This window comes from Pseudomonas sp. GW704-F2 (assembly GCF_059423025.1).
Window position 1 is genome coordinate 59,872 of the sequence record NZ_JBWKXO010000021.1, and the last position, 24,887, is coordinate 84,758.

The 24,887-nt window shown below is 61.5% G+C and carries 27 protein-coding genes and 1 pseudogene; 16 read left to right on the forward strand and 12 right to left on the reverse strand.

All coding sequences use genetic code 11. From position 1 onward, the window contains the following. The first annotated feature begins 184 nt into the window (after positions 1-184). The 3 genes from AC07W0_RS18515 to def all read left to right on the forward strand — a co-directional run bounded on the left by AC07W0_RS18515 (position 185) and on the right by def (position 2,044). Positions 185-370: a CsbD family protein gene (locus AC07W0_RS18515; RefSeq protein WP_046382290.1), complete on the forward strand. Its 186-nt coding sequence runs from the start codon at positions 185-187 to the stop codon at positions 368-370. Between the two features lie 180 nt (positions 371-550). After that, on the forward strand, positions 551-1,501 hold the full coding sequence (locus AC07W0_RS18520; protein WP_017847200.1) for a YihY/virulence factor BrkB family protein: 951 nt from the start codon (positions 551-553) through the stop codon (positions 1,499-1,501). A gap of 3 nt (positions 1,502-1,504) precedes the next feature. Continuing rightward, positions 1,505-2,044, forward strand: coding sequence for a peptide deformylase (def, locus tag AC07W0_RS18525; RefSeq protein ID WP_046489890.1), 540 nt, complete (start codon positions 1,505-1,507; stop codon positions 2,042-2,044). A gap of 43 nt (positions 2,045-2,087) precedes the next feature. Here def and AC07W0_RS18530 read toward each other — a convergent pair whose 3' ends face one another. From AC07W0_RS18530 to gntR, 5 genes are all read right to left on the reverse strand, one after another. After that, positions 2,088-2,504 carry a GNAT family N-acetyltransferase gene (locus AC07W0_RS18530; protein ID WP_102617876.1) on the reverse strand — a complete coding sequence of 139 codons (417 nt, stop codon included), beginning with the start codon at positions 2,502-2,504 and terminating at the stop codon, positions 2,088-2,090. Between the two features lie 397 nt (positions 2,505-2,901). Beyond that, a complete protein-coding gene (locus AC07W0_RS18535) occupies positions 2,902-3,414 on the reverse strand; it encodes a hypothetical protein (RefSeq protein ID WP_057004505.1) in 513 nt (170 codons plus the stop codon). Positions 3,415-3,591: 177 nt separating this feature from the next. Then, on the reverse strand, positions 3,592-4,017 hold the full coding sequence (locus AC07W0_RS18540) for a hypothetical protein (protein WP_046489885.1): 426 nt from the start codon (positions 4,015-4,017) through the stop codon (positions 3,592-3,594). A gap of 213 nt (positions 4,018-4,230) precedes the next feature. After that, positions 4,231-4,863, reverse strand: a complete 633-nt coding sequence (locus AC07W0_RS18545; RefSeq protein WP_017847205.1) for a glutathione S-transferase family protein — start codon at positions 4,861-4,863, stop codon at positions 4,231-4,233. Positions 4,864-5,038: 175 nt separating this feature from the next. Further along, on the reverse strand, positions 5,039-6,070 hold the full coding sequence (gene gntR, locus AC07W0_RS18550; protein ID WP_162231529.1) for an HTH-type transcriptional regulator GntR: 1,032 nt from the start codon (positions 6,068-6,070) through the stop codon (positions 5,039-5,041). A 213-nt stretch (positions 6,071-6,283) separates the two neighbouring features. On the opposite strand from gntR, the gene AC07W0_RS18555 reads away from it, so the two are divergent. Next, positions 6,284-6,817, forward strand: a complete 534-nt coding sequence (locus AC07W0_RS18555; protein WP_017847207.1) for a gluconokinase — start codon at positions 6,284-6,286, stop codon at positions 6,815-6,817. A gap of 84 nt (positions 6,818-6,901) precedes the next feature. Further along, the gene (locus AC07W0_RS18560) at positions 6,902-8,254 is read left to right on the forward strand and encodes a GntP family permease (RefSeq protein WP_057004503.1); all 1,353 of its coding nucleotides are present in this window, start codon (positions 6,902-6,904) and stop codon (positions 8,252-8,254) included. A 141-nt stretch (positions 8,255-8,395) separates the two neighbouring features. Here the strand turns inward: AC07W0_RS18560 and alaC are convergent, their stop codons facing one another. Next, the gene (gene alaC, locus AC07W0_RS18565) at positions 8,396-9,613 is read right to left on the reverse strand and encodes an alanine transaminase (RefSeq protein WP_017847209.1); all 1,218 of its coding nucleotides are present in this window, start codon (positions 9,611-9,613) and stop codon (positions 8,396-8,398) included. Positions 9,614-9,809: 196 nt separating this feature from the next. Here alaC and AC07W0_RS18570 point away from each other — a divergent pair, with 196 nt between their 5' ends. Then, on the forward strand, positions 9,810-10,292 hold the full coding sequence (locus tag AC07W0_RS18570; RefSeq protein ID WP_017847210.1) for a GyrI-like domain-containing protein: 483 nt from the start codon (positions 9,810-9,812) through the stop codon (positions 10,290-10,292). Between the two features lie 107 nt (positions 10,293-10,399). On the opposite strand, the gene AC07W0_RS18575 is transcribed toward AC07W0_RS18570, so the two are convergent. After that, positions 10,400-10,894, reverse strand: coding sequence for a GNAT family N-acetyltransferase (locus AC07W0_RS18575; protein WP_102617875.1), 495 nt, complete (start codon positions 10,892-10,894; stop codon positions 10,400-10,402). Between the two features lie 144 nt (positions 10,895-11,038). On the opposite strand from AC07W0_RS18575, the gene AC07W0_RS18580 reads away from it, so the two are divergent. The 3 genes from AC07W0_RS18580 (at position 11,039) to AC07W0_RS18590 (ending at position 13,181) form a co-directional block, all read left to right on the forward strand. Further along, the gene (locus AC07W0_RS18580) at positions 11,039-11,458 is read left to right on the forward strand and encodes a YybH family protein (protein WP_046382301.1); all 420 of its coding nucleotides are present in this window, start codon (positions 11,039-11,041) and stop codon (positions 11,456-11,458) included. A gap of 42 nt (positions 11,459-11,500) precedes the next feature. After that, complete coding sequence (locus AC07W0_RS18585; protein ID WP_017847213.1) at positions 11,501-11,845, forward strand: YciI family protein; 345 nt, start codon at positions 11,501-11,503, stop codon at positions 11,843-11,845. 118 nt (positions 11,846-11,963) lie between these two features. After that, positions 11,964-13,181: an RNA polymerase sigma factor gene (locus AC07W0_RS18590; RefSeq protein ID WP_102617874.1), complete on the forward strand. Its 1,218-nt coding sequence runs from the start codon at positions 11,964-11,966 to the stop codon at positions 13,179-13,181. A 54-nt stretch (positions 13,182-13,235) separates the two neighbouring features. Here the strand turns inward: AC07W0_RS18590 and AC07W0_RS18595 are convergent, their stop codons facing one another. Next, positions 13,236-14,090, reverse strand: a complete 855-nt coding sequence (locus tag AC07W0_RS18595) for a LysR family transcriptional regulator (RefSeq protein ID WP_102617873.1) — start codon at positions 14,088-14,090, stop codon at positions 13,236-13,238. Between the two features lie 87 nt (positions 14,091-14,177). Between AC07W0_RS18595 and AC07W0_RS18600 the strand changes: the two genes are divergently transcribed. Next, positions 14,178-14,690 carry a multidrug/biocide efflux PACE transporter gene (locus AC07W0_RS18600; protein WP_102617872.1) on the forward strand — a complete coding sequence of 171 codons (513 nt, stop codon included), beginning with the start codon at positions 14,178-14,180 and terminating at the stop codon, positions 14,688-14,690. Here the strand turns inward: AC07W0_RS18600 and AC07W0_RS18605 are convergent. After that, the gene (locus AC07W0_RS18605) at positions 14,589-15,347 is read right to left on the reverse strand and encodes an SDR family NAD(P)-dependent oxidoreductase (protein WP_017847217.1); all 759 of its coding nucleotides are present in this window, start codon (positions 15,345-15,347) and stop codon (positions 14,589-14,591) included. The genes AC07W0_RS18600 and AC07W0_RS18605 overlap by 102 nt on opposite strands. A gap of 105 nt (positions 15,348-15,452) precedes the next feature. Between AC07W0_RS18605 and AC07W0_RS18610 the strand changes: the two genes are divergently transcribed. Then, positions 15,453-16,349, forward strand: a complete 897-nt coding sequence (locus AC07W0_RS18610; protein WP_017847218.1) for a LysR family transcriptional regulator — start codon at positions 15,453-15,455, stop codon at positions 16,347-16,349. Here the strand turns inward: AC07W0_RS18610 and AC07W0_RS18615 are convergent. Next, positions 16,346-17,263 (reverse strand): LysR family transcriptional regulator, encoded by a 918-nt coding sequence (locus AC07W0_RS18615; RefSeq protein ID WP_046489870.1) that lies wholly within the window; start codon positions 17,261-17,263, stop codon positions 16,346-16,348. The genes AC07W0_RS18610 and AC07W0_RS18615 overlap by 4 nt on opposite strands. Positions 17,264-17,367: 104 nt before the next feature. Between AC07W0_RS18615 and AC07W0_RS18620 the strand changes: the two genes are divergently transcribed. From AC07W0_RS18620 to AC07W0_RS18630, 3 genes are read left to right on the forward strand one after another with little or no spacing between them, the layout of a single operon-like run. Next, positions 17,368-18,126, forward strand: a complete 759-nt coding sequence (locus tag AC07W0_RS18620; protein WP_057004500.1) for a 5-oxoprolinase subunit PxpA — start codon at positions 17,368-17,370, stop codon at positions 18,124-18,126. A gap of 56 nt (positions 18,127-18,182) precedes the next feature. Next, positions 18,183-19,061 carry a 5-oxoprolinase subunit B family protein gene (locus AC07W0_RS18625; RefSeq protein WP_046489868.1) on the forward strand — a complete coding sequence of 293 codons (879 nt, stop codon included), beginning with the start codon at positions 18,183-18,185 and terminating at the stop codon, positions 19,059-19,061. Next, the gene (locus tag AC07W0_RS18630; protein ID WP_102617871.1) at positions 19,058-20,032 is read left to right on the forward strand and encodes a 5-oxoprolinase subunit C family protein; all 975 of its coding nucleotides are present in this window, start codon (positions 19,058-19,060) and stop codon (positions 20,030-20,032) included. The genes AC07W0_RS18625 and AC07W0_RS18630 overlap by 4 nt, the downstream gene beginning before the upstream one ends. A gap of 140 nt (positions 20,033-20,172) precedes the next feature. Here AC07W0_RS18630 and AC07W0_RS18635 read toward each other — a convergent pair whose 3' ends face one another. Both AC07W0_RS18635 and AC07W0_RS18640 read right to left on the reverse strand, forming a co-directional pair. Then, complete coding sequence (locus AC07W0_RS18635; RefSeq protein WP_017847223.1) at positions 20,173-21,789, reverse strand: inorganic phosphate transporter; 1,617 nt, start codon at positions 21,787-21,789, stop codon at positions 20,173-20,175. Between the two features lie 140 nt (positions 21,790-21,929). Then, positions 21,930-22,952 carry a transporter gene (locus AC07W0_RS18640; RefSeq protein WP_017847224.1) on the reverse strand — a complete coding sequence of 341 codons (1,023 nt, stop codon included), beginning with the start codon at positions 22,950-22,952 and terminating at the stop codon, positions 21,930-21,932. 835 nt (positions 22,953-23,787) lie between these two features. Here AC07W0_RS18640 and AC07W0_RS18645 point away from each other — a divergent pair. Both AC07W0_RS18645 and AC07W0_RS18650 read left to right on the forward strand, forming a co-directional pair. Next, positions 23,788-23,898: pseudogene (locus AC07W0_RS18645) on the forward strand (hypothetical protein); the annotation flags it as partial. Between the two features lie 228 nt (positions 23,899-24,126). Then, a complete protein-coding gene (locus AC07W0_RS18650) occupies positions 24,127-24,831 on the forward strand; it encodes a methyl-accepting chemotaxis protein (protein ID WP_371918780.1) in 705 nt (234 codons plus the stop codon). The last annotated feature ends 56 nt before the right edge of the window (positions 24,832-24,887 follow it).

Here is a 24,887-nt window from a genome sequence, read left to right on the forward strand (position 1 = left end):
TCTGTTATTCAGCGTTGTAGCCTGAATGTGCCGGGCATTCTCGTGGGTTGGCCGCAAAACATAAAGCCAAACCTGCTGTCGGCGATGAAATGCCCGCGTAAAAATAATTGAAACTCTGCCGAACAGCCCTGGGTCAATCTCTAGGTAATGACCAAAAGCCCTCGATTGTTCCAGGAGAAATACCATGAGCAGCACATCGGATAAGGTAAAAGGCGTCGCCAACGAAGCAGTCGGCAACATCAAGCAAGGTGTCGGCAAAGTGACCGGTAACGACAAGCTGCGCGCTGAAGGGGTGGTCCAGGAAAAGAAAGGCGAAGTGCAGAAAGCCGTGGGTGATATCAAGGATGCGGTGAAGAAAGCGATCAAGTGACCCTGATTCGCCGGTTGGATTCACCCAGCCCGACGGCCATCCACGGATGGCCGTTTTTGTGTCACCTGAAGCGGTTAATCTTTCGAAATTGTTTCAATGTCGCCAAATAGGCTACCTTGATGTAGAAAACGGCCCCTGAGTCGCCCACGAACCTGACTTTTTGCGGCGAAAGGAGACGCTATGATTTTTCCGGTACTCGATGGTCTCAAGCTGCACCAGGTGCTGGTACGCACGGTCAAGGAATTCGTCAACGACGAGATGTCCACCTACGCCTCGGCACTGGCCTACCAGATGCTGTTCTCGTTGTTTCCGTTCCTGCTGTTTCTCATTGCGTTGATCGGTTTCCTGCATTTGCCGGACTTCTTCACCTGGCTGCGCCTGCAGTCGGAACTGGTGTTGCCGCCCCAGGCTCTCGAGCAGGTCAACCCGGTGATCGACCAGTTGCAGCAGTCCAAGGGCGGTCTGCTTTCGGTGGGTATCGTGATTGCCCTGTGGACCGCGTCGGCCGGCGTGCGCCTGATGATGAGCGCGATGAACGCCGCCTACGACGTGATCGAAGGCCGGCCGATCTGGAAGCGTTTCCCGCTGTCGATTTTCTACACCGTCGGCATCGCTGGCATGTTGCTCGCCGCCGCCGCGCTGATGGTGCTCGGCCCGCAGGTCATGGAATGGCTGGCAGGGCAGATCGGCATGCAGGAATTCGTGGTCACGCTGTGGACCATCCTGCGCTGGCCGCTGATTGTGATCCTGCTGATGTTCGCCGTGGCCCTCATGTATTACGTGATGCCTGACGTGCAGCAGAAATTCCGCTTCATCACCCCAGGCTCGGTGCTGGCGGTGGTGGTGTGGATCGTCGCGTCCCTGGGCTTTGGCTATTACGTCAAAACCTTCGCCGACTACAACGCCATGTATGGCAGCATCGGCGCGATCATTGTTCTGCTCCTGTACTTCTATATTTCCGCCGCCGTGTTGTTGCTGGGGGCGGAGATGAATGCCGTGATCGAGCACATGTCGGCCGAAGGCAAGGACCCGGGAGAAAAGACATTCGATGAAAACACCCATGCCGGTGAAAAAAAGCACGTCTCCGGTCTTGGCCGAGACCATTCCAAGCCCACTCCCGATGAAGTCTGATTGATGATCCGTGAAATCCTGAAAATGGGCGACGAGCGCCTGCTGCGTATCGCCCCGCCGGTTCCACCGGAAATGTTCGACAGCCCCGAACTGTGGCAACTGATCGATGACATGTTCCAGACCATGGAGCACGTCGGCGGTGTCGGCCTGGCCGCGCCGCAGATCGGTGTTGACCTGCAACTGGTGATCTTTGGTTTCGAGAGCAGCGAACGCTACCCGGATGCGCCGGCCGTACCACAGACGATTTTGATCAACCCACTGATCACGCCGCTCAGTCCGATCATGGAAGAGGGCTTTGAAGGCTGCCTGTCCGTGCCCGGCCTGCGTGGCGCGGTGGACCGTTATCAGCAGATCCGCTACGAAGGTTTCGACCCCAAGGGCGAACCGATCATCCGCATTGCCGATGGCTTCCATGCGCGGGTGGTGCAGCACGAGTGCGATCACCTGATCGGCCGCTTGTACCCGTCGCGGATTAGCGACTTCAGCAAGTTCGGGTTCATCGAGGTGATGTTCCCCGACATGGACCCGACGGCCGACGAGTAGCCTCCTGACACAACGCAACGTCAACCTCAGCTCCCACGGGAGGTTACAAGGCGCGTTCCATGCCCATCGCGATCATCGGCTTGTTGCGCTTGTAGCGCACCAACCGTTCGCTGAGGGACTGCGGCAGCACGGTATCTTGGGTGAAACCCATGCATTGATACCAGCCTTCCAGGTCCGGATGACACATCAGCCAGACCGTACCCTCCCCATCGGCCACCGCTTGACGAATCAAGCGCGCCGCCAGCCCCTGACCGCGATAGGCCGGGTCGACAAACACCCCGGTCAACCATTGCCCGCCCACCACTGGCGTCAGGCATAAGCCGGCGACGATCTCGCGGTCCCGCGCCACCCACAGACGTCCGCCTTTGAGTGTCTTCATCGGCGAATCGTGGTGACGATAAAACTTGTTCAGCAGCGGCCACAGGGGCTCTGCCAGCGGTTCGATGTGCAATTCGGGCATGGTGTTCAGGCAGGCGTTATCCAGGGCCGGGGATTATAAGCGCCTAATGTGCGGCAATAGGTGGTATACCCACTGTTACATCCCCTGTAAGTGGAGCATGCATCATGGCCAAAGGTATGGATTCAAAGAAAGCCGCGAAGAAAAAACCGGCAAAGACCGCCGATGAAAAACGCGCTGACAAGAAAGCCAAGAAATCCGAGACAGGGCTGTTCGGTCACTGAGTTGAACGTGTAGAAGCCTACGATCTGCAAGATGTTCCCGCCTTACCGCACAGAGCAGGACACACCTGCTCTGAGCTGTCGATGCCCAACTAGCGTGATGGCACCCAGTGCCGGGAAATCAACGTCCTGGCACACGGCGTTACTGCGCGATCGAATGGCCCCATTGGCCGGGTCGCTTAGATCGCGGCCAAGGTCTCTTTCACCGATTGCGCTTGTGGCTCTGCCGTCTTCACGGCTACCTGCTGCTCTTGCTGTTGCTTCAGACGATCAGCCACTTGCTTGGCGATTGCATCCTGTTTTTCCTGCGGCATTGTCTGCACCTCCGCCTCGGTCAACCCCTGCTCCTTGAGCAACTGTTCGCGAATGCGTTCGGCCGGGGTTTTACTCATGTAATCGGTGAAGTCTGCGCGCGCGGCACTCGTGGTAGAACCGGCTGCGGGCACATCCGTGGTCGCCGGGGTGGCGGCCGTTGAGGCCTGCAACTGCACGCGGGTCTTGGCGAAGGCTTCGTCGATGCGGTCGGCGGCCTTGTCCAGTTGGGTTTGCGCGGCGGGTACGCTCACACTTTGCTGCGCCGTTTGCAGGGCACCGCTGTACAGCGTGCTGGCGGCGGCGTTGGCGGGGTCCATGTCGGGGCGCTTGAGCTTTTCGACGGTCGACAAGGCTTGAGTGTTGTTGTTAATCAGCATGATCGGGCACCTATGCAAATGTTCGATGCGTCAGCTGGAGCAAATAGCGTGCCGGGTGCACAGCCCCGGTTTTACGGGGGGCTGGCATGGCGCTAGCGGCAAACATTGTTCTGGCGCCGGCCAAACGTTGCCGTCGACAGGCCATCTTGTGCAGTACCTTCCCGGTGGCAGGGCCGTTCAGTCGTGTTTGAAGTCCTCGACGATGAACGATCCGCTCGTGAAGTCCATTTCCAGGGCATGGTGAAGTGCCGCCGTTTTGGCCTTGAAGTGAAAGGACGCCTTCAGGACGCGGCCTTGCAGGTACAACACGGTGAATTTTCCGCTGGTTGCCAAATAGGTGCCCTGTTCACCTGACCTCGTGTCGTCAAATTCAAGCCTTACCTTGTGGTCTTCACTGGCCGTTGCACCAATCTCGTAGGTCTCGCCTTCCTTGATATTTTGGTCAATGCTGATTTTAAGCAGGGCGAAATCGGTCATGATCCCGACTGTTGAATTAAAGCCTGACCCGCCATTCAAATGAGCTACAAAGTCTGTGCTAAAGGGAACCGTCCATCCGGCTATTACCCCAGAGATTGCATCGTTTTTACCCAGTACCGAACCCATGATTGCTTCTCCATATTCAAGGGGCAATGTGTTGCACATTGCGTGTGCTTATGAATAGGCGAAGAGGAGAAACGGGGCTACTGTCAGACCTGACAGGTCCCTGCGCTTTCCTGACAGACGGTCTTTCGATGTTTCGAAAAAAGCGTTTTGCCGATTCTGTCGCAGGCACCTGAGAGCTGTGCGTTGAGTCCTTTCACGTTGCCGTCTTTGTGATCAGTCATGGCCGTCGAGGGCGAAGGTCTTAAAGCCGGCATGCTGGCCAAGGCGCTGGTAATACGCGGCAACTGCCGGGTAGGACGGGCGCTCCATCGGCGTCATCTGCCAGCGGTGAACCGAGAGGCCGATGAGGATGTCAGCCAGGGTGAATTCGTCGCCGGCCACGTAGGCACCGGTCTTTGCCAACTGTTGTTCCAGCAGGCCCATCTTGTCGTGCCAGGCTTGCACGCCCGCCTTGATGCGCTGCGGGTCCTGATGATCGGGGCTGTTGCGCACCAAGGCCTGGAAGGCATAGCCCCAGGACGGGTTGAGTTCGGTGGCTTGCCAGTCCATCCACTGCTCGACCCGGGCGCGAGGGGCGGGCTCGAGAGGCAGTAGGTCGTGGCGTTGGTAGAGGTTCACCAGATAGCGACAGATGGTGTTGGATTCCCACAGCACACCGTGGTCGTCGATCAGCACCGGCACTTGGGCGTTGGGGTTCAGGGCAAGGAATTCGGCGGATTGGGTCGGCTTGAAGCCGATGCCCCAGTCTTCGCGCACATAGTCGATGCCCAGTTCCTGGCAGGTCCAGAGCACTTTGCGCACGTTGATGGACGAAGCGCGACCCAAGATTTTCAGTGAGTGTCCCATGGTGCTTCTCTGGCAGTGGAGAACACTCAATCTAGCAGGGGGCGGGCACTACGGCGATGCCTTCAAGCGGGCACGGTTAAAAATGTGTGTGGGGCCATGGCTTTGCCCACTGGCAATACGCTCAGATCCCTCAACTGATGAATTGCCAGGGCAACATCGCAATGTCAGCCGCGTCCTACGTGCTCTCCCGCACCTGCAACTCAAACCCCATGTCCACCACCGGCTTGGCGATCTTGTTCCCCGCCATGACCGTCAGCAGATGCTCCGCCGCGCGCCGACCGATGGCCTCGCGCGGCGTGCTGATGCTGCTCAGGCGCGGCACCATGAAGGAGGAGGCGGGCAGGTCGTTGAAACCCAGCACGGCTACGCGCCCCGGGACGTTGATGCCGTGACGCAGGGCTTCGAGCAGCGCGCCCTGGGCCAGGTCGTCGTTGCCGAAGAAGATCGCATCCACATCCGGATGGGCCGCCAGCAACTGCAAGAACAACTCGCCGCCCAGGCCCACGGAGGAGGGGCGTGGCGTCAACAGTTCCAGCGCCGGGTCGTACAGCCCGGCCTGTTGCAGCGCACGGCGGAAGCCTTCGCCGCGCAGCAAGGTGCGTTGGTCCAGTTGCGCGCCGATATACGCTAGGCGCTTGCGCCCACGGGACAGCAAATGCGCCGCTGCCGTCTCACCCGCCGCCAACTGCGAAAAGCCCACGCAGTTCACGCCAGCGTTGGGGTCCAGATCCATCATGTACACGCACGGCACATTGCTGGCCTCGACCATCCGTCGCGCGCTTTCGGTCCGATCGAACCCGGTCAGCAGCAAACCCCGCGGCTGGTAGGCCATGTAGTTGCGCAGCAAGGTCTCTTCTTCGTCGCGGGAATAGTGGGAGTTGCCGATCAGCACTTCAAAGCCCTTGGGCCGCAGCACCTGGTGGATCGCTTCGAGGGTTTCGATAAACAGCAGGTTGGACAGCGAGGGCACCAGCACCACCACCGAATGGCTCTGGGCCGAGGCCAGGGCGCGGGCGGCGGGGTTGACCACGTAGTTCAACTCGGCGGCGGCCCGTTGCACTTTTTCCACCAGTTCGGTGGCCACGGTGCTGATGCCACGCAAGGCGCGGGAAGCGGTAATCGGGCTGACGCCGGCCAGGCGGGCGACTTCATTGAGGGTCGGGCGACCCGTGGTGCGTGTATTTTTATCGTTCTTGGAGGTCATCAGGCGGCTTGCCAAACAAAAATCGAGGCACTAAGGTAGCGCTGTCTCCAAACGGCTGCAAATGCTTGAATGCTGGGTTGCCTGATCCAGTTCAAATGCTTGGAGCGGATGCACGCGTCACTCCATAAAAAAAGACAAGACGGCGCGGGAAAAGCCTGTTTTTGCACTCGCCTTACAGCGTGCAAAGGTAGCGCTATCTGCGTCCTGAGGTGTTTCATGAGTCAACCTGTTACCGCCCTGGTCATCATGGGTGTCGCCGGCTGCGGCAAGACCAGCGTCAGTGAGGCCGTGTGCCGCCTGAACGGTGCCACCGCCATTGAAGGCGACAGCTTTCACCCCGCCGCGAACATCGAAAAAATGAGCGCCGGCCACCCCCTCGACGACAACGACCGCGCCGGCTGGCTCGACATCCTGTGCGATGAGTTACGCCGTTCGCTCAAGGCCGGCGAACACCCGGTCCTCACCTGTTCCGCGCTGAAAAAGAAATACCGCGACCACCTGCGCGAAGCCGCGCCGGGCCTGGGCTTTGTGTTTCTGGAACTGAGCCGCGAAGTCGCCGCCGACCGCGTGTCCCATCGCCCCGGGCATTTCATGCCGGCAAGCCTGATCGACAGCCAGTTCGCCACCCTTGAATCGCCCATCGGCGAGCCGCTGACCCTGGCCCTCAATGCCAGCGAAGACAGCGTCGAGGCGTTGGCCGAGCAAACCCATGCGTGGTGGTGCAAACACGGTTTTGAACCCGCTCATTAATTTTTGTGTCGGAAAAGATAGCGCTATCTCCGACAGCAAACTCAACACCCGCTTTAATAACAACAACAAACAGGAGAGACCCCCATGTTTGGCATGTCCCACGAGTCCTACCTGCTGCTTGATGCAGTGGTCACTATCATTGGTCTGATCTTCTTGATCACCAAGTTCAAGGTTCACCCGTTTATCGCGTTGATCATCGCCGCCGGCTTCCTTGGCCTGACCTCGGGCATGCCCGTGGACAAGATCATCAAGGCCTTCCAGGACGGCTTCGGCGGGGTGCTCGGCTTTGTCGGCATTATCCTCGCGCTGGGTACGATGCTCGGCAAGATGATGGCCGAATCCGGCGGTGCCGATCAGATCGCCCAGACCCTGATCCGCGCCTTCGGCAAGGAAAAGGTCCAGTGGGCGATGATGTTCGCCGCGTTCCTGGTGGGTATCCCGCTGTTCTTCGAGATCGGTTTTGTGTTGCTGATCCCGCTGGTGTTTATCGTCGCGCGCCGTACCGGCGTGTCGCTGATCAAGATCGGCATCCCGTTGCTCGCCGGCCTGTCGGCGGTCCATGGCCTGGTGCCACCGCACCCGGGCCCGCTGCTGGCCATCGGCGTGTTTGGCGCGGACATCGGCAAGACCATTCTGTACGGCCTGATCGTCGCGCTGCCGACTGCCATCATCGCCGGCCCGATCTTCGGTACGTTCATCGCCAAGTACATCCCGGGCAACCCGTCCCAGGAACTGATCGACCAACTGGCCCGCGAGTCGGAGCACAAGACGCTGCCGAGCTTCAGCATCACCCTGATCACCGTGCTGCTGCCGGTGTTCCTGATGCTGCTGAAAACCTTCGCCGACATCGCCTTGGCCGACGGTCATGTGGTGCGCAACTGGATGGACATGATCGGTCACCCGATCAGTGCCTTGCTGCTGGCGTTGCTGCTGTCGCTGTACACCTTCGGTCATCGCCAGGGCATCCATTCCAAGCAGATCCTCAAGCTGCTCGACGCCAGCCTGGCGCCGACTGCCGCGATCATCCTGATCATCGGTGCCGGTGGTGGTTTCAAACAGATGCTGGTGACCAGCGGCGTGGGCGACGTGATCGGCCATATGGCGGTGAACGCGCAGATCAACCCGATCCTGCTGGCGTGGCTGGTGGCGGCGGTGATTCGGGTGGCGACCGGTTCGGCGACCGTCGCGACCATCACTGGCGCAGGCATCGTGGTGCCGGTGGTGGGCATGATTCCGGGGGTTAACCGCGAGCTACTGGTGTTGGCGACGGGGGCGGGTTCGTTGATCCTGTCTCACGTCAACGATGCGGGGTTCTGGCTGGTGAAGCAGTACTTCAACATGACCGTGGCCGAGACGTTCAAGACCTGGACAGCGATGGAGACCATCCTGTCGGTGGTGGCGCTGATCTTCATTATGTTGCTGTCGTTGGTGGTGTGACAGACACACCGTAAGGCAAGGGTGCAAACCCAATCCAAATGTAGGAGGGGGCTTGCCCCCGATAGCGGTGTTTCAGTCACCCGATACAGTGACTGACACCCTGTCATCGGGAGCAAGCCCCCTCCCACATGTTTGACTGAGTTAGACGCCGGTTTTTGGTAAGAGGCCATCGGCGCGGAACATCCCGCGAATCCCGCGTACCGCCTGGCGAATCCGGTCCTGGTTCTCGATCAGTGCAAAGCGCACATGGTCGTCGCCATATTCACCAAAGCCAATCCCCGGCGACACGCACACCTTGGCTTCGAGCAGCAGCTTCTTGGCAAATTCCAGCGAGCCCATGGCGGCATACGCTTCGGGGATCTTCGCCCAGACGTACATCGACGCCTTGGGATTCTCCACCATCCAGCCCAACTCATGCAGGCCTTTGACCAGTACATTGCGGCGCTGGCGGTACTGCTCGGCGATGTCTTTCACGCACTGTTGGTCGCCTTCCAGCGCGGCAATCGCCGCCACTTGCAACGGGGTGAAGGTGCCGTAGTCGTGGTAGCTCTTGATCCGCGCCAGGGCGTTGACCAGCTCTGCGTTGCCCACCATGAAACCAATGCGCCAGCCGGCCATGTTGTAGCTCTTGGACAGGGTGAAAAACTCCACCGCAATGTCCTTGGCGCCCGGCACCTGCATGATCGACGGGGCTTTCCAGCCGTCGTAGACGATGTCGGCGTAGGCCAGGTCATGCACCACCAGCACGTCGTACTGCTTGGCCAGGGCGATCACCCGCTCGAAGAAATCCAGCTCCACGCACTGCGCGGTCGGGTTGGACGGGAACCCCAGGATCATCATCTTCGGCTTGGGAATCGAACCGCGAATCGCCCGTTCCAGCTCGGCAAAAAAGTCCACGCCCGGAATCAACGGCACCGAACGCACCTGGGCGCCGGCAATCACGGCACCGTAGATATGAATCGGGTAGCTCGGGTTGGGCACCAGTACGGTGTCGCCCTGGTCCAGGGTGGCCAGCATCAAGTGCGCCAGGCCTTCCTTGGAACCGATGGTCACGATGGCTTCCGACTCGGGGTCGATATCCACTTCATAACGGTCCTTGTACCAGCGCGAAATCGCCCGGCGCAGGCGCGGAATGCCTTTGGAGGTGGAGTAACCGTGGGTGTCTTCACGCTGGGCGACGGTGACCATTTTTTCCACGATATGTGGTGGGGTCGGGCCGTCAGGGTTGCCCATGCTCAAGTCGATGATGTCTTCGCCGCGCCGACGCGCAGCCATCTTCAGCTCGGCAGTGATATTGAAAACGTAGGGGGGGAGTCGATCTATGCGCGCAAAGCGGCGCGGCAAACCTTGGTCGGCCATTGTTGCCTCGAAAGTACGTAAGCGCCCGGAACCGTCCGAGCGACGTCGGCCACTGCGGTGGCCTGCGGGGCAGACAATACGGTTGATGATGGCCAGTTGTCCAGATGCGTAGGAACAATTTCTACATGCAGTGCAATCCGGATATACCCCTATACTCAATACGGGTTTGTTCTCTCATAAGAAGGAGACTGTTCAGATGGATCAGCAGACGCAACAACCGTTAGAGCCGCGCATGGAAGAGGGCAAGGCCCTGGTGATCGCCGGGGTGCAAGGGCATTATTCGAAGGCCACCACCGGGGATATTCCCAAGTTGTGGGGCGTGTTTGACGAGAGCGTCAAATACATCAAAAAGCGTTTGGGCGGTTTTACCTACGGGGTTTGTCATAACCCCAGACACGATGAGTTCGACTACATCGCAGGGGTTGAAGTCCCCGCCAAGGGTGATGTGCCGAGCAATTTCGAGTTCATCGAAATCCCGCCGCATCACTATGCCGTGTTCGCGCACTATGGCGAGGTACACGCGTTGCCGCAGACCTACGAGCGGATCATGTTCGAATGGTTGCCGCATTCCGGGTACAAGGTTGCCGGCGTGGATTTTGAGCGGTACAGCGCGGATTTTGATGTGAGAAAGGGCCTCGGCACCGTGGAGGTCTGGCTGCCTGTGGAAGCAAAGGCCTGAAGCGCCGGCCGAAGATGATGGCGACTCTTCGGCCGTTTTTCCTGCGCGGGTATGCTCATGATCCAGCGTGCCCTCAAGCGTTGGTCGCTGTCATCTCAACGTGACATCTACTGCGGCTCCAAGCCCCGACTCAAACGGCGTTCATACCCGCCCCGGCCCTTGTATGCCTCCCCGCGATCCACCCAGCCCAGCCCCAGGTACAAGCCCATCGCCGCGACATTGTGCGTGTCCACCGACAACTCCAGCGCCTTGATCTGCGGCCAGGCCTGAAGCGCCGCCGCGGGTAGCGCCTGCAGGCAGGCTTTGCCAAATCCCCGGCCCTGTTGGCTGCGATCCACCTGTAACGCGTGCAGCGTGGCGCTGTGGGCATCGGCCCAATGGGGCAGGCATGGCGGGCATTTGAGCAGGAGGAAGGCCACGGGCACATCGTCGGCCAGCAGCGCAAAGCCTTTGATGCCGGGGCTGGGGTTGACCAGCAGGGTGTTGAGTGCGCAATACATGTCGCCGCAAAACGGCAACTGCTCAGGGTGAACTTCGATCGCGCCGACTTGCTGTGTTTGCACAGCGTTCAGCGCCTCGTAGGCGACAAGGCGGGTTTGCATCGGGGCGTCCGAACGGCTGCAAAGAAGGGCGCAGTCTATCGGGTTTGCGCGCTGCGAGATTTTTTTTCAGCGCGCTGTCGATCGGGCGGCGGGCCATTCGACTAAGGGTGTCTCTGAAGATTTTCACCCCCCAGGAGTATCGCCATGAACACTGCAATCCACACCCTGATCAAACAATGGAAACAAGCCGTCGTCGCCAAGGACATCGATAAGATTGTCAGCTTTTACGCCGACGATATCATCGCGTTCGACGCGGTTAGCGCCCTGCAGTTCAAGGGCAAGGCGGCCTACCGCGCGCACTGGCAGGCGTGCATGGAAGTCTGCCCCGGCCCCGGTGTGTTCGACTTCCATGAGTTGCATATCGTCGCCGCCGACAACAGCGCCTTTGCCCATTGGCTGGCTCACTGCGGTGGCACCGGCCCGGACGGCGTGCTCAAGACCTGCTGGATGCGCGTCACCGTCGGTTACCAGCGTGTCGACGGCCAATGGAAGGTGGTGCATGAGCATTGGTCGGCCCCCTTCGACATGGCCACCGGCGTCGCGCTGTTCGACCTGAAACCTTGAGCCCCGCGAACTATAGTCAGTAGTCCGAAAACGGAGAACGCCATGAAATACCTGTGCCTGATCTACAGCAACGAACAGGTGTTGCACACCGCGCCGGACAGCCCGGCCGACCCGGAGTGTTTCGCCTACGCGCAGTCCGTCCAAAAGAGCGGGCGCATGCTCGCCGCCGAGCCGCTGGAGTCGGTGAGCACCGCCACCACTGTGCGTATGCGCAATGGCAAGCTGTCGATCACCGACGGGCCGTTTGCCGAAACCAAGGAGCAGCTCGCGGGGTTTTACCTGATCGAAGCCCGGGACTTGAACGAAGCGCTCCAGGTCGCCGGCGGCATTCCGGCGGCCCGGGTCGGCAGTGTGGAAGTACGCCCCGTGCGCCAATTGAATCTCTGAACACAAAACACCCATAAACAGGAGGTTTACCCATGAACACTCAACCTGCCGAATGTGAAAGGTCCATTAAACCTGGGGGCGGCGCGCCCAATCGCCCGGTGACCCGGGATCTGCCCGATTGACCCCTCCGATCGAGACGATTTACCGCCGCGAATCACGGCGCGTGCTGGCGACGCTGATTCGCCTGCTCGGCGATTTCGACCTGGCCGAGGAAGCGCTGCACGAGGCGTTCCTGGTCGCCATGCAGCGCTGGGAGCACGACGGCGTGCCGAGCAATCCACGGGCGTGGCTGGTCTCGACCGGGCGCTTCAAGGCCATCGATCGCCTGCGCCGCCAGGCCCGTTTCACCCCGTTATTGCAGGCGCAGGCCGATGCGCTGGCAGCGGCCGATTGGGACGACGAAGACGTGGAAGACGACCGCCTGCGCCTGATCTTCACCTGCTGCCACCCGGCGCTGGCGGCTGACGCCCAAGTGCCGTTGACCTTGCGTGAAATCTGCGACCTGACCACCGAAGAAATCGCCCGCGCCTTTCTGGTCCCGCCGGCCACCATCGCCCAGCGGATCGTGCGGGCCAAGGGCAAGATCCGCGAGGCGAAGATTCCCTATCAGGTGCCGTCGCTGGTCGAATTGCCCGAGCGCCTCGACAGCGTGCTGCGTGTGATTTACCTGGTGTTCAACGAAGGCTACTCGGCGTCGATGGGCGCGGATCTCACGCGCGACGACCTGACCCGTGAAGCCATCCGCCTCGGCCGTTTGTTGCTGGAGTTGCTGCCGGAGCCGGAAGTCATGGGCTTGCTGGCGTTGATGCTGCTGCACGAGTCGCGCCGCCCGGCGCGGACCTCGGCCAGCGGCGAGTTGGTGCTCCTGGACGAACAGGACCGAGCATTGTGGGATGCATCCCTGATTGCCGAAGGCTGCGCACTGGTGGAGCAAGCGCTGACGACCCGGCGCTTTGGGCCCTATGGCTTGCAGGCGGCGATTGCGGCGGTACATGCCGAAGCGCCCAGTGCCGAGCACACCGACTGGCCGCAGATTGTCGGGCTATACGATGTGTTGCTCCGCGCCGTGCCGTCGCCCGTGATCGAACTGAACCGCGCAGTGGCGCTGGCCATGCGCGATGGGCCGTTGGCCGGGTTGCAACAGGTGGAGGCGATTCTGGCGCGGGGCGAATTGCTGGACTATCACCTGGCGCATTCGGCGCGTGGCGAATTCTGCCGACAATTGGGGCGGCTGGACGAGGCGCGGCTGGCGTATGAAAAAGCCCTGTCTCTGACCCGGCAAACCCCGGAAAAGCACTTCCTCGAACGCCGCCTGGCCAGCCTGACCCCGATCTAGCGTCCAACGCATTTCCTCTGTGGGACCACCAAGCGCTGCCTGCTCTGGACGAACTCAATCGAGCATCTGCCCCAACAACCAACTCCCCGCAGGCCCCGGCGGATATTGCCGCGACCACAGCGCATCCACCGCCACCGAGCGCGGCCAACTGCGCACGCTCAGTTCAATCAGCCCGGCATTGCCAAAGCGTTCCACCAACCAGCGCGGCAGTGCGGCCCAGCCAAAACCGAGCTGGGCCATTTCCATCAGCATCAGAAAACTCGGCGCCGACCAGACGCGGCCCATGGGGCGGGTTTCATTCGGGTTGATGATGCTCGCCAGGCGCAGCTCACGGTGTTGCTGCAACACCTGTTGGTTGACGCTTTCCAGGCTGGCCAAAGGGTGCGTGGGCGCGACGAACAGGGCAATTTCCGTGCGCTCTTCCACCGGCGAACGGCTCAGGTCGGGTGGGTAAACCTCCTGGGCCTCGACCAGGGCAATCTGGGCCCGGCCACTTTGCACCAGGGCTATCAGGTCTTCGCACTCGGCGATCAGCCATTCCAGTTCCAGGTCGGGGTAGCGTTGCTCAAAGGCCTTGAGTGCAAGTTCGAAGCGCTCCGACTGGTAGGTGTCGGACATCGCAATCGTCACTTTCGCCTCCAACCCCAGGGATAGCTGACTTGCCGCCAACGCCAGCCGACTGCTCGCCTCCAGCACCTGCTCGGCGCGTTGCAGCAGCACATGGCCCGCGGCGGTCAGCGTCGGCTTGCGGCTGCTGCGGTCGAACAGCAGCACATCAAGGTCAATCTCCAGGCTCGCCACCGCCGCGCTGACGGTGGACTGGCTCTTGCCCAGCTTGCGTGCCGCCGCAGAAAACGAGCCTTGGGTCGCGGCCTGAACAAAGGCCTGGAGCACTTCATGGGAAGCCATGACTATCGCCTTTATCGATGGTTATTGGTTATAAAGTATCGATACAAAACGCAATGATGGCAACACAGTCACTCACGGAGCCGGGGCATGAACCCTACCAAGTCGATTACTGAACGTGTGTGCCAGGCCATCGGTTTCGAGGCCCTGGCGTTGTTGATCTGCACGCCGTTGCTGGCGTGGATCATGGACAAGCCCGCGGTGGAAATGGGCATGGTCACCCTGGCAATCAGCCTGATGGCGCTGACCTGGAACGTGATTTTCAACGGCCTGTTCGACCGCCTCAAGGCACGCCTGCAACTGGCCAACAACAGCTGGACCCGGGTGCTGCACGCCTTGCTGTTTGAAGGCGGGCTGGTCCTGATGTGCGTGCCGTTGATTGCCGCGTGGCTGAACATCAGCCTGCTGCAGGCGTTTATCCTCGATATCGGCGTGTTGCTGTTTTTCCTGCCGTACACCTACGTGTACCACTGGGGCTACGACGTGATGCGCGAAAAGCTCTTACAGAAACATGCCGCCCGAAGCCTCGATCCGCTGGCCGGTGATCCAGTGGCTGCCGTCCGCCAGCAGGTTGGCAATGGCCCCGCCGATATCATCCGGTAACCCGGCGCGGCCCAGGGCGGTGTTATTGGCGACCATCGCGTTGAGGTTGGCGTTGTCGCGCACGGCACCGCCGCCGAAGTCGGTTTCGATGGCGCCCGGCGCGAGGATGTTGACGCTGATACCGCGCGCGCCGAGTTCTTTGGCCTGGTAGCGGGTCAGCACTTCCATGGCGCCTTTCATCGCCGCATACGCGGCATAGCCGGGCAGGCTGAAACGGGCGAGGCCGCTGGAGATATTGAGGATGCGGCCACCGTCACGGATCAGCGGCAGCAGTTTCTGGGTCAGGAAAAACGGGCCTTTGAATTGAATCGCGACCAGTTGGTCGAACTGCGCTTCGCTGGTCTCGGCAAAGCTGGCGTGGATGCCGATACCGGCGTTGTTGATCAGAAAGTCGAAATCATCCCGTGCGAAAACACGCTTGAGCACGCCGCCGACGGCTTCGACGAACGCGTCGAAGGTGGCGCTCTGGCTCACATCCAGTTTCAGCATGGCGGCGCGGCCGCCCCATTGTTCGATCTGCTCGACCACTGCCTGGGCTTCATCCGCCTGGCTGTGGTAAGTGCCGATGATATCCACGCCTTGTGCGGCCAGGCGCAACGCGGCGCTTCTACCCAGGCCGCGGCTGGCGCCGGTGATCAGTGCGATTTTGCGGGTCATGGTGCAGTCCTCTGAGGTGATCGTGGGAATGAGTGTATTTGTCCGCCTGTAACGTGATAAACAGCGGTAAAGCGAAATCACTGGCCGGAAAAAGCGAACAATCCCATGAACAAACTGGAGTTGCTGCGCACCTTCGTGCGCGTCACCGAACTGTCGAGTTTCACCGGCGCCGGCGAGAGCCTGGGCCTGCCGCGTTCGACGGTGTCCGAGCATGTGCAGGCACTGGAAGAACTGCTCGGCGCGCGCCTGCTGCAGCGCACCACGCGCAAGGTGCAGGCGACCCAGGACGGCCGCGTGCTGTATGAACGCAGCAAGGACTTGCTTGCGCACATGGAGGAACTGGAGGGCTTGTTTCGCCAGGACGAAACACAACTGACCGGACGCATTCGGGTGGACCTGCCGACCATGATGGCGCGGGATTTGATCCTGCCGCGCCTGCCGCATTTCATGGACGCGCACCCGTTGATCGAGCTGGAAATCAGCGCCACCGACCGTCAGGTCGACCTGTTGGCCGAGGGGTTCGATTGCGTGCTGCGCGTCGGTGCGCAGCCGGACCAGTCGGTGGTCGCCCGGTTGTTGTGCAGCATGCCGATGATCAACTGCGTGAGCGCGGGCTACCTGCAACGCTATGGCGTGCCGCGGACGCTGGCCGACCTGGCCGACCACCACTTGGTGCATTACGTGCGCCCGCTGGGTTCGCGCTCGGCGGGGTTCGAATACCTGCAGGGCAACAAGGTGCAGCGCCTGCCCATGGCCGGGCGGGTCACGGTCAACAGCACTGATGCCTACAAGTCGGCTTGCCTGGGCGGTTTCGGGATTATCCAGGTGCCGGCCCTGGGCATTGGCGATCAGTTGGCCAGTGGCGAACTGGTGGCGGTTTTGCCGGAATACCCGGCGCCGCCGTTGGACGTGTCCCTGCTCTATGCCGGGCAGCGGCATTTACCGCTGCGGGTGCGGGTGTTCATGGACTGGTTGGCCGCGACGCTGCAAGCCCAACTCTAACGCCGCGCCGACAACTGCTGCGGGGCCAGGAAGGCGTCGTGGAAGTAGTCCCGGAACGCCTGCATCGCCGGGGTAAATGCGCGCTCGCGGTGCCAGGCCAGGCCGACGCTCATGGGCGTCACCGGGTCGGTCACGGTCAGGGTTTCGATGCGCTTGCCTTCCAGGGACCAGGGCCGATGCACCAGGTCCGACAGGATCGCCACGCCGCTGCCATTGGCGACCATGCTGCGCACCGCTTCCACCGAACTGGTGCGCAGCCGCACCTTGGGCGTTTGCCCGGCCTGTTCCCAGTAGCGCATGGCACTGTGTTCGGCTTCGTCGACAGTCAGCAGGATGTAGGGCTCGCGGGCCACATCCGCCAGGCTGACGGCGCCGCGTTCGCACAATGGGTGATGGCTGGGCAGCCACAGGCGGCGTTCGGAGTTGAAGAGGATTTCCGACACGATATCCGCGTGGGTGAGGTTGGCGGTGAGCACCACCGCCATGTCGAACTGGCCGTCGAGCAGGCCGTGTTCGATGGCCTGGCGCTCCTGCTCGAACACCTCGATGGCCACGTCCGGGTGCCAGTGTTCCATGCGCTGCAGATGGTGCGGCAGGAAATAACCGAGCACCGTGTAACTGGCGGCGACCCTTAGCACGCCGCTGGCGCGGTAGTCGGGCAGTGGGCTGTTCAGCGCGTCGTCGACACTGCGCACGATCACATAGGCGCGGTTGAGAAAATGCCGCCCGGCGTCGGTCAGGTTCATGCCCTGCGCCGAACGCACAAATAATTGCACGCCGAGCATCGCCTCCAGTTCCTTGATCGCCGTGGTCACGGCCGATTGGGAGATGTTCAGGTGAATCGCCGCCTGGGAAATCTGGCCGATCTCGGCGGTGGCGACGAAGTAGCGGATTTGGCGCAAGGTCAGCGACATGGCGATATCTGTTTTTCAGAAGATAGGCCATCTGATAATAGATCTTCCCAAGGGGTCAAGCCGCAGCCTACTTTTCAGCATCACCTTTGGCGGAGCGACTTTTCATGCAGGCAGTGGATTTCAATTCAGACATGGGCGAAGGCTTCGGCCCCTGGACGATCGGCGATGGCGTCGATGCCGAGCTGATGGCCTACATCAGCTCGGCCAATATCGCCACCGGCTTCCACGCCGGCGACCCCGGCACCATGCGCCGCACCGTCGCACGCGCCAAGCAACTGGGGGTCGCCATCGGCGCCCATCCGGGCTTTCGCGACCTGGTGGGCTTCGGTCGCCGCCATATCAACGCGCCGGCCCAGGAGTTGGTGGACGACATGCTCTACCAGCTCGGCGCCCTGCGTGAAATCGCCCGCGCCCAGGGGGTGCCCCTGCAACACATCAAGCCCCACGGCGCGCTCTACATGCACCTGGCCCGCGATGAAGACGCCGCGCGGTTGTTGGTGCAAAACCTGCAACTGATTGAGCCGACACTGTTGCTGTACTGCATGCCGAACTCGGTGATCTGGCGCATAGCCAAGGAACTGGGGCAGCCGGTGGTGCGTGAGTTCTACGCCGACCGCGAGTACGACCTGAGCGGCTCCATCGTGTTCACCCGCACGGTGCGCGCCCTCGACCCTGCCACCGTCGCGGCGCGGGTCCTACGGGCTTGTCAGACGGGTCTTGTACGCACCGTAGAAGGCGAAGACCTGTTTATCGAATTCGATTCCATCTGCCTGCACAGCGACACCCCCGGCGCCCTGGAATTGGTCGAAGCCACCCGTGAAGCCCTGGACCAAGCGGGCATTGCGGTCAGAACACCCGAATAAGATCGACCCCATACTTTTTTGCCTGCCTTTCTATAACGATTCCAAGAGGAACAGACATGGCTGAAACGTCCCCCATCCGCTACAGCTTCGGCGCCGATGAACACCTGTTCGCCGAGGTCAGCGACAGCATGTCCCTGGAGGCTTTCTTCAAAGGCATGGCCGTGACCCGCGCCGTGGAACGCCTGGCGTTGGACGGTGTGCTGGATGTGTGCCTGGCCAACGCCTCCTTCCAGATCCGCTTCGACCCGGACCGCATTGCGCCCCATGTGCTGCTCGACGCGGTGCAAAGCGCCGAAGCCCAGGCCGTGGCCGAACGCACCTTGCACACGCGCATCATCGAAATCCCGGTGCTCTACAACGACCCCTGGACCCACGAAACCCTGATGCGCTTTCGCGATCGCCATCAAGACCCCAGCGGCACCGACCTGGAATATGCGGCGCGGATCAACGGCCTGGCCGATGTCGACGCTTTCATCGCGGCCCACAGTGGCGCGCCGTGGTTCGTGTCGATGGTCGGCTTTGTCGCGGGCTTGCCGTTCATGTTCCAGATGGTCGAGCGCGAGCGGCAGTTGCAGGTGCCCAAGTACCTGCGCCCGCGCACCGACACGCCGAAACTGACCCTTGGCCATGGCGGCTGCTTTGGCTGCATCTATTCGGTGCGCGGCGCCGGCGGCTACCAGATGTTCGGCGTCACCCCGGCACCGATCTACGACCCGGCGCAGCAGTTGGCCTACCTCAAGGACCACATGGTGTTCTTCCGGCCGGGCGACATCGTGCAGTTCAAACCGATCGACCGCGAGGCCTACGACCTGGCCGTCGCCGAGGTGGACGCAGGACGTTTCGAGCTGCGCATCCGCCCCCTGGAATTTTCCCTGGATGCGTTTCTCGCCGACCCCATCGGTTATCCGAAAACCCTGCAGGAGGCGCTGGCATGATCAAGGTGCTCAAACCCGGCCTGGCGACCTCGGTACAGGACCTGGGCCGCGAAGGTTATTACCACCTGGGTATTCCGCCGTCGGGCGCGCTGGACCAGTACGCGCTGAGCGCGGCCAACCATTTGGTGGGCAACCCGCCGGGCGCGGCCGGCCTGGAATGCACGCTGATCGGTCCCGAGCTGGAGTTTCGCCGGGACGCCTTGGTCGCCCTCAGCGGCGCCTTGATGGCGCCGCGCCTGGACGGTGAAGTGGTCCACCAGGACACCGCGTTCCAGGTCCGCGCCGGGCAGGTGTTGCGCTTCGAATTTCCCCTGGCCGGTGCGCGTACCTATCTGGCGGTCGCCGGCGGCATCGACGTGCCGTTGGTGCTCGGCAGTCGCTCGACCTACACCCTCGGCGCACTCGGTGGCTTTCACGGGCGGCGGTTGCAGGCGGGGGATGAGCTGCCCATCGGCGAGCCCTGTGGGCAGGGGCGGGCGGGCAACAGCTTGCCGATGGCCTTGCGCCGGGCAGTCGGTGGCGATGTGACCTTGCGCGTGGTGCCCGGCCTGTATTACGAACGCCTGACGGCGGCGGCGAAAAGCAGCTTTTTTGCCGAGCCGTGGACGGTGGGGTCCGAGGCGGACCGTATCGGCTATCGCTTCAAGGGCGGCAGTGCGTTGAGCTTTCAGCCACGGGAGCAGCCGTTTGGCGCGGGGTCCGATCCGTCGAACATCGTCGACAGTTGCTACCCGATCGGCTCGATCCAGGTGCCGGCCGGGCTGGAGCCGATCGTGCTGCATCGGGACGCGGTGTCGGGCGGCGGCTACGCGATGATCGGCACGGTGATCAGTGCCGACCTGGACTTGATCGGGCAGATGCAGCCGAACCAGCGGGCGGGGTTTGTGGCGGTCAGCCTGGAGCAGGCGTTGGAGGCGCGGCGGGTGTACAAGAAGCGTCTGAAGGCAATGACCGGGCTCTTCAATACCTGAAACACCACCCAGCAAAATGTAGTGGGTCAGCAGAGTTTGGTGAACAGCCAGTAGCGCAGCATCGCCACCCTGGCCACTGCCACGCCGGCCAACAATGTGGGAGGGAGCAAGCCCCCTCCCACCTTTGATCCGGCGCTGGGTCAGAAGAGTTGGGTGAATAACCAGTACAGGCTACCCGACAGTAGAATCGCTGCCGGCAAGGTCAGCACCCAGGCCATCAGCAAATTGCGGATGGTCTTCATCTGCAAGCCGCCGCCGTTCGCCACCATGGTCCCCGCCACGCCGGACGACAACACATGGGTGGTCGACACCGGCAAGCCGAACATATCCGCAGCGCCGATGGTCAGCATCGCCACGGTCTCGGCCGAGGCGCCTTGGGCGTAAGTCATGTGCGTCTTGCCGATTTTCTCGCCCACGGTCACCACGATGCGCTTCCAGCCGACCATGGTCCCGAGCCCCAGGGCGATGGCCACGGCGATCTTCACCCACAGCGGAATGAAGCGCGTGGAGTTGTCGATCTGTTGCTTGAACAGTTGCAGCTTGCCTTGGGTGTCGGCGTCGAAGTTGCCGATCTTGGCCTTGTCCATCAAACGAATGGTTTCGCTGGTCAGGTACATGTCGTTACGCACGTTGCCTACGGCTTCGGCGGGGACTTTAGCCAAAGAGCCGTAGCCTTTGACTTCATCGCCGATCTGGCCGGCGAGGGCGGCGAGGGCCGGGATCAGTTCGGGTGTGGCGTCCTTGGTCCGCACGTAGGTCGAGAGGATGGGGCGCGGGTCGCCCGGCAGCGCTTGCGGCGCGCTTTTCATCAGCGCGACCTGGGTCACTTCAGCCACCGCGGCAAACTGCAGCGATTGTTCGGCGGGCATGGCGCGGTTCAGCGCATACGCCATCGGCAGGGTGCCGACCAGGATCAGCATGATCAGGCCCATGCCTTTTTGCCCGTCGTTGGAGCCGTGGGCGAACGATACACCGGTGCAGGTGAGGATCAGCATGCCGCGAATCCACCATGGCGGCGGGGTGTCGCCTTTGGGCGCCTTGTACAGCGCGCGGTTTTTCACGAAGGCGCGCAGGGCCAGCAACAGCAGGGCGGCGAAAGCGAAACCGATCAGCGGCGAGAGCAGCAGGGCGTAACCGATCTTGATCGCCTGGCTCCAGTCCACGCCGCTGGTGCCATCACGCCCGTGCATCAGGGCATTGGCCACGCCGACGCCGATGATCGAACCGATCAGAGTATGGGAGGATGAGGCCGGCAGGCCCAACCACCAGGTGCCGAGGTTCCACAGGATCGCCGCGATCAGCAGGGCGAAGATCATCGCGAAACCGGCCGAGGAACCCACCTGCAAAATCAGCTCGACCGGCAGCAGGGCAATGATGCCGAACGCCACTGCGCCGCTGGAGAGCAGCACCCCGAGGAAGTTGAAAAAACCCGACCACACCACCGCGAACTGCGGCGGCAGCGAGTTGGTGTAGATCACCGTCGCCACGGCGTTGGCGGTGTCGTGGAAACCGTTGACGAATTCGAAACCCAGGGCGATCAGCAGCGCCACGCCCAGCAGCAGGAACGGCGTCCAGGTGGTGACCAGCGTGCCCAGTTCGTGCATGTCGCGCATCAGGCTGTAGGCGGTGAACAACAGGCCCATCGCGAGCACGGCAAAGAAAATGATCACCGTCAGCAGGCCGGGTTTTTTGTCCAGCCTGGGTCGGGTATCAACGGATGACGTATGCGTTGAAGCTGTCAGGGAAGGGGTGGCCATGCAGTAACATCCAGTGTCGGAGAGGATGTCGCTCATGATCATTGCAGAATATTACAGAGATGCTGCGATAGATCAGTGTTTAGCGGATTGGATTGGCCGCTGGTCTACAAACGCACAGATTTTTTGAGCGCATGTGAGGGTCAGTAGTCGTTGCGTTTCCTGAAGGCCCAGCGCCCGGCAATCAAGGTAAAGGTCGCGACCAACGCCACCAGAATCCAGAAGCCTTCCGGGTCTTGGGAAAGCGGCACGCCGCCTACGTTCATGCCGAAAAAGCCGGCAATGATATTGATCGGCAACGCCAGCACCGTGACCACCGTCAGCGTAAACAGCGTGCGGTTGCTTTGTTCGTTGAGGTTGGCGGCGATTTCTTCCTGCAACAACTTGATGCGTTCGCCCAGGGCCGTCAGGTCGTTGATGATCAGCGCAAACTCCTCGGTGGATTTGCGCAGCTCCTTGACGTCTTCCTTTTGCAGCCACTGCGGCGGGCGGTTGAGCAGCCGCAGCAGCGAGCCGGGCTCCAGCGCCAGCAGGCGTTGCAGGCGCACCAGCACCCGGCGCATGGCGCCCAGCTCGGCGCGGTTGGTGGACAGGTGCGAGGAGAGCAATTGGTCTTCGATGTGGTCGACGCTGATGCTGGTCTTGCGCACGATCTGCGTCAGCACCTCGCCCTGGTCGCGCAGCAGGTGGACCAGTAGCTCCAGCGGCGAGCGGAAGTGCTCACCGGCCTTGACCGACGAACGCAACTTATCCACCGAGTGCAGCGGTTGCAGGCGCGCGCTGATCAGCAAGTGACTGCGGGCGCAGACCCACAATGTGGAAATATCCGACGAGACCATGCTGCTGAAGTTGAACACCACGTCGTTGACCACCGCGAGCAAGGCAGAGTCGACGTGTTCGATACGGGTGGAGCGTGAGCCTTCGTGCAAGGCTTCGAAGAATTCTTCCGGCAATTGCAGGTGCGCCAGCATCCAGCGCTCGCATCCGGCATGAGCCAGGTTCAGGTGCAGCCATAGAAACTCCTGCGGGTCTTGCGGTTGCTGCAAGGCTTGGAGAGCGGTGGCTGAATCAATCTGCTCACCCTTTTCGCCTGGGCGGAAACGGAAACCGTAAAGCAAGCCAAACAGATCGGAATCCTGGTGGCTGTGGTCGATGCTGTGGTTCATGGAGTCTCGCAGAGAAAGGACCTGTAGGACGTTTCACAGGTTCGCGTGAGCGAATCATTGCAAGGATGCTTGACAGTTTTGTGACAGTTTTCGACTTGATGACATTTTATTGACCGGCTATCGAAATGAGCTCAAGAAGTGTCTAGATCGGCCGATTCAGGGCACAACAACCGCTGCGGATGACGGCGCCTTCGACGACAGGGATGTCATGACGTATTTGCACCTTTTCCTTGTTTCGAGGCTTTTCCCGATGACTTTTTTACGAACATCCCTGCGGGCACAGATTTTGTCGCTGCTCGGCGGCAGCCTGCTGGCGATGCTGTTGATCGCCCTGGCCTGTTTCAACTTCCTTTCCAACGGGGTGCAGAGTTACCGCAGTTTGCTCGATGGGCCGTTGCTCACTTCACAGTTGATCGATGAGGCCAACCTGCAATTCAAAGTGCAGGTGCAAGAATGGAAAAACGTGTTGTTGCGCGGCAAGCAGCCGCAGGACCTGGAGAAATACTGGGGCCAGTTCCAGGATCGGCAGCGCGATGTACAAGGCATTCTCTCGCGGCTGGTCACCCAGACCGCCGGTGACCCGGCGCTGAGCCTGCGTATCCAGAACCTGCGTAAGGAGCACCAGCAGCTCGGCGTTGCCTACCAGAAGGGCCGCGATGCCTACTTGGCCGCCGGCGCCGACCCGAGCGCCGGAGACGCTGCGGTCAAGGGCGTGGACCGCGCCGCCAGCGAACAGATGAGCGCGCTGGTCAGCGACCTGCGTGCCCAAAGCACCCAGCAATCCCAGGTCATCAGCGCCCATGCCGAGCGCACGGTGATGGTGGGGCTGGCGATCATGTTGCTGTCCGGCGTATTGATCGGCCTGTTCAGCCTGTGGTTGATCAACCGCAACCTGATCCTGCCGATCCGTGGCTTGATCGAGTATGTGAGCCAACTGAGCCACGGCCGTTTTGCCGAGCGTGTCGCCAGTCGTCGCCAGGACGAACTGGGGCATCTGGCGGAGGCCGCGAACACCTTGCGCGACTTTTTGGCCGAAACCTTCAGCCGCCTGCAGCACAGTGCCACCGACCTGGTCCACGCCAGCGGTGAGTTGAATTCGATCGCCGGGCAAATGGCGACCGGCACCCACGAACAATTCAACCGTACCGACCAGGTGGCCACGGCCATGACCGAAATGTCGGCCACCGCCCAGGAAGTGGCGCACCACGCCGCCAGTGCGTCCCGCGCGGCCGATGACGCAGACCAATCGGCCCGCGAGGGCGGCGAAGTGATGAAAGTCACCATCGCCACCATCGGCCAGATGCGTACTGAAATCCTCAACACCGGCACCATCATCCGCCGCCTGGAAACCGACAGCGTGCGGATCGGCAAGGTGCTCGAAGTGATTCGCGGGATCGCCGAGCAGACCAACCTGCTGGCGCTCAACGCCGCGATCGAGGCGGCACGGGCGGGTGAGGCGGGGCGCGGGTTTGCGGTGGTGGCCGATGAAGTGCGCAGCCTGGCGCAACGCACGGCGGCGTCGATCATCGAGATCAATCAGATTATCCAGGCGGTGCAAACCGGCGCGGTCGATGCGGCCGAGGCGATTGTCACTGGCCAGTCGTGCAGCGATGACAGCGTGGAAAAAGTCACCCAGGCCGGCGCGATGCTGGCTCACATCACCCAGGCCGTCGAAGCGATTCGCGACATGAACCGCCAGATCGCCACGGCGGCCGAGGAGCAGACGTCGGTGGCCGAGGATATTTCGCGCAATATCACCCAGATCACCACCGTGGCCACCGCCAACCTCGACAACGTGAAGCGCACCGAAGCGGCGAGCCAGAATCTGCGTGGTTTGTCCGGCGAATTGAACGAGGTGACGGCGCGACTGAGCGCTTGATCAAGCGCCCATAAAAAACCGCGCCACCCGAAGGTGGCGCGGTTTTTTCAGGGTTT

Excerpts from the sequence above, each read along its gene's own strand:
- AC07W0_RS18515 (WP_046382290.1), top strand. The coding sequence starts at position 185 with ATGAGCAGCACATCGGATAAGGTAAAAGGCGTCGCCAACGAAGCAGTC.
- AC07W0_RS18520 (WP_017847200.1), top strand. The coding sequence starts at position 551 with ATGATTTTTCCGGTACTCGATGGTCTCAAGCTGCACCAGGTGCTGGTA.
- def (WP_046489890.1), top strand. The coding sequence starts at position 1,505 with ATGATCCGTGAAATCCTGAAAATGGGCGACGAGCGCCTGCTGCGTATC.
- AC07W0_RS18530 (WP_102617876.1), bottom strand. The coding sequence starts at position 2,504 with ATGCCCGAATTGCACATCGAACCGCTGGCAGAGCCCCTGTGGCCGCTG.
- AC07W0_RS18535 (WP_057004505.1), bottom strand. The coding sequence starts at position 3,414 with ATGCTGATTAACAACAACACTCAAGCCTTGTCGACCGTCGAAAAGCTC.
- AC07W0_RS18540 (WP_046489885.1), bottom strand. The coding sequence starts at position 4,017 with ATGGGTTCGGTACTGGGTAAAAACGATGCAATCTCTGGGGTAATAGCC.
- AC07W0_RS18545 (WP_017847205.1), bottom strand. The coding sequence starts at position 4,863 with ATGGGACACTCACTGAAAATCTTGGGTCGCGCTTCGTCCATCAACGTG.
- AC07W0_RS18555 (WP_017847207.1), top strand. The coding sequence starts at position 6,284 with ATGAGTCAACCTGTTACCGCCCTGGTCATCATGGGTGTCGCCGGCTGC.
- AC07W0_RS18560 (WP_057004503.1), top strand. The coding sequence starts at position 6,902 with ATGTTTGGCATGTCCCACGAGTCCTACCTGCTGCTTGATGCAGTGGTC.
- alaC (WP_017847209.1), bottom strand. The coding sequence starts at position 9,613 with ATGGCCGACCAAGGTTTGCCGCGCCGCTTTGCGCGCATAGATCGACTC.
- AC07W0_RS18570 (WP_017847210.1), top strand. The coding sequence starts at position 9,810 with ATGGATCAGCAGACGCAACAACCGTTAGAGCCGCGCATGGAAGAGGGC.
- AC07W0_RS18575 (WP_102617875.1), bottom strand. The coding sequence starts at position 10,894 with ATGCAAACCCGCCTTGTCGCCTACGAGGCGCTGAACGCTGTGCAAACA.
- AC07W0_RS18580 (WP_046382301.1), top strand. The coding sequence starts at position 11,039 with ATGAACACTGCAATCCACACCCTGATCAAACAATGGAAACAAGCCGTC.
- AC07W0_RS18585 (WP_017847213.1), top strand. The coding sequence starts at position 11,501 with ATGAAATACCTGTGCCTGATCTACAGCAACGAACAGGTGTTGCACACC.
- AC07W0_RS18595 (WP_102617873.1), bottom strand. The coding sequence starts at position 14,090 with ATGGCTTCCCATGAAGTGCTCCAGGCCTTTGTTCAGGCCGCGACCCAA.
- AC07W0_RS18600 (WP_102617872.1), top strand. The coding sequence starts at position 14,178 with ATGAACCCTACCAAGTCGATTACTGAACGTGTGTGCCAGGCCATCGGT.
- AC07W0_RS18605 (WP_017847217.1), bottom strand. The coding sequence starts at position 15,347 with ATGACCCGCAAAATCGCACTGATCACCGGCGCCAGCCGCGGCCTGGGT.
- AC07W0_RS18610 (WP_017847218.1), top strand. The coding sequence starts at position 15,453 with ATGAACAAACTGGAGTTGCTGCGCACCTTCGTGCGCGTCACCGAACTG.
- AC07W0_RS18615 (WP_046489870.1), bottom strand. The coding sequence starts at position 17,263 with ATGTCGCTGACCTTGCGCCAAATCCGCTACTTCGTCGCCACCGCCGAG.
- AC07W0_RS18620 (WP_057004500.1), top strand. The coding sequence starts at position 17,368 with ATGCAGGCAGTGGATTTCAATTCAGACATGGGCGAAGGCTTCGGCCCC.
- AC07W0_RS18625 (WP_046489868.1), top strand. The coding sequence starts at position 18,183 with ATGGCTGAAACGTCCCCCATCCGCTACAGCTTCGGCGCCGATGAACAC.
- AC07W0_RS18630 (WP_102617871.1), top strand. The coding sequence starts at position 19,058 with ATGATCAAGGTGCTCAAACCCGGCCTGGCGACCTCGGTACAGGACCTG.
- AC07W0_RS18635 (WP_017847223.1), bottom strand. The coding sequence starts at position 21,789 with ATGGCCACCCCTTCCCTGACAGCTTCAACGCATACGTCATCCGTTGAT.
- AC07W0_RS18640 (WP_017847224.1), bottom strand. The coding sequence starts at position 22,952 with ATGAACCACAGCATCGACCACAGCCACCAGGATTCCGATCTGTTTGGC.
- AC07W0_RS18650 (WP_371918780.1), top strand. The coding sequence starts at position 24,127 with ATGTCGGCCACCGCCCAGGAAGTGGCGCACCACGCCGCCAGTGCGTCC.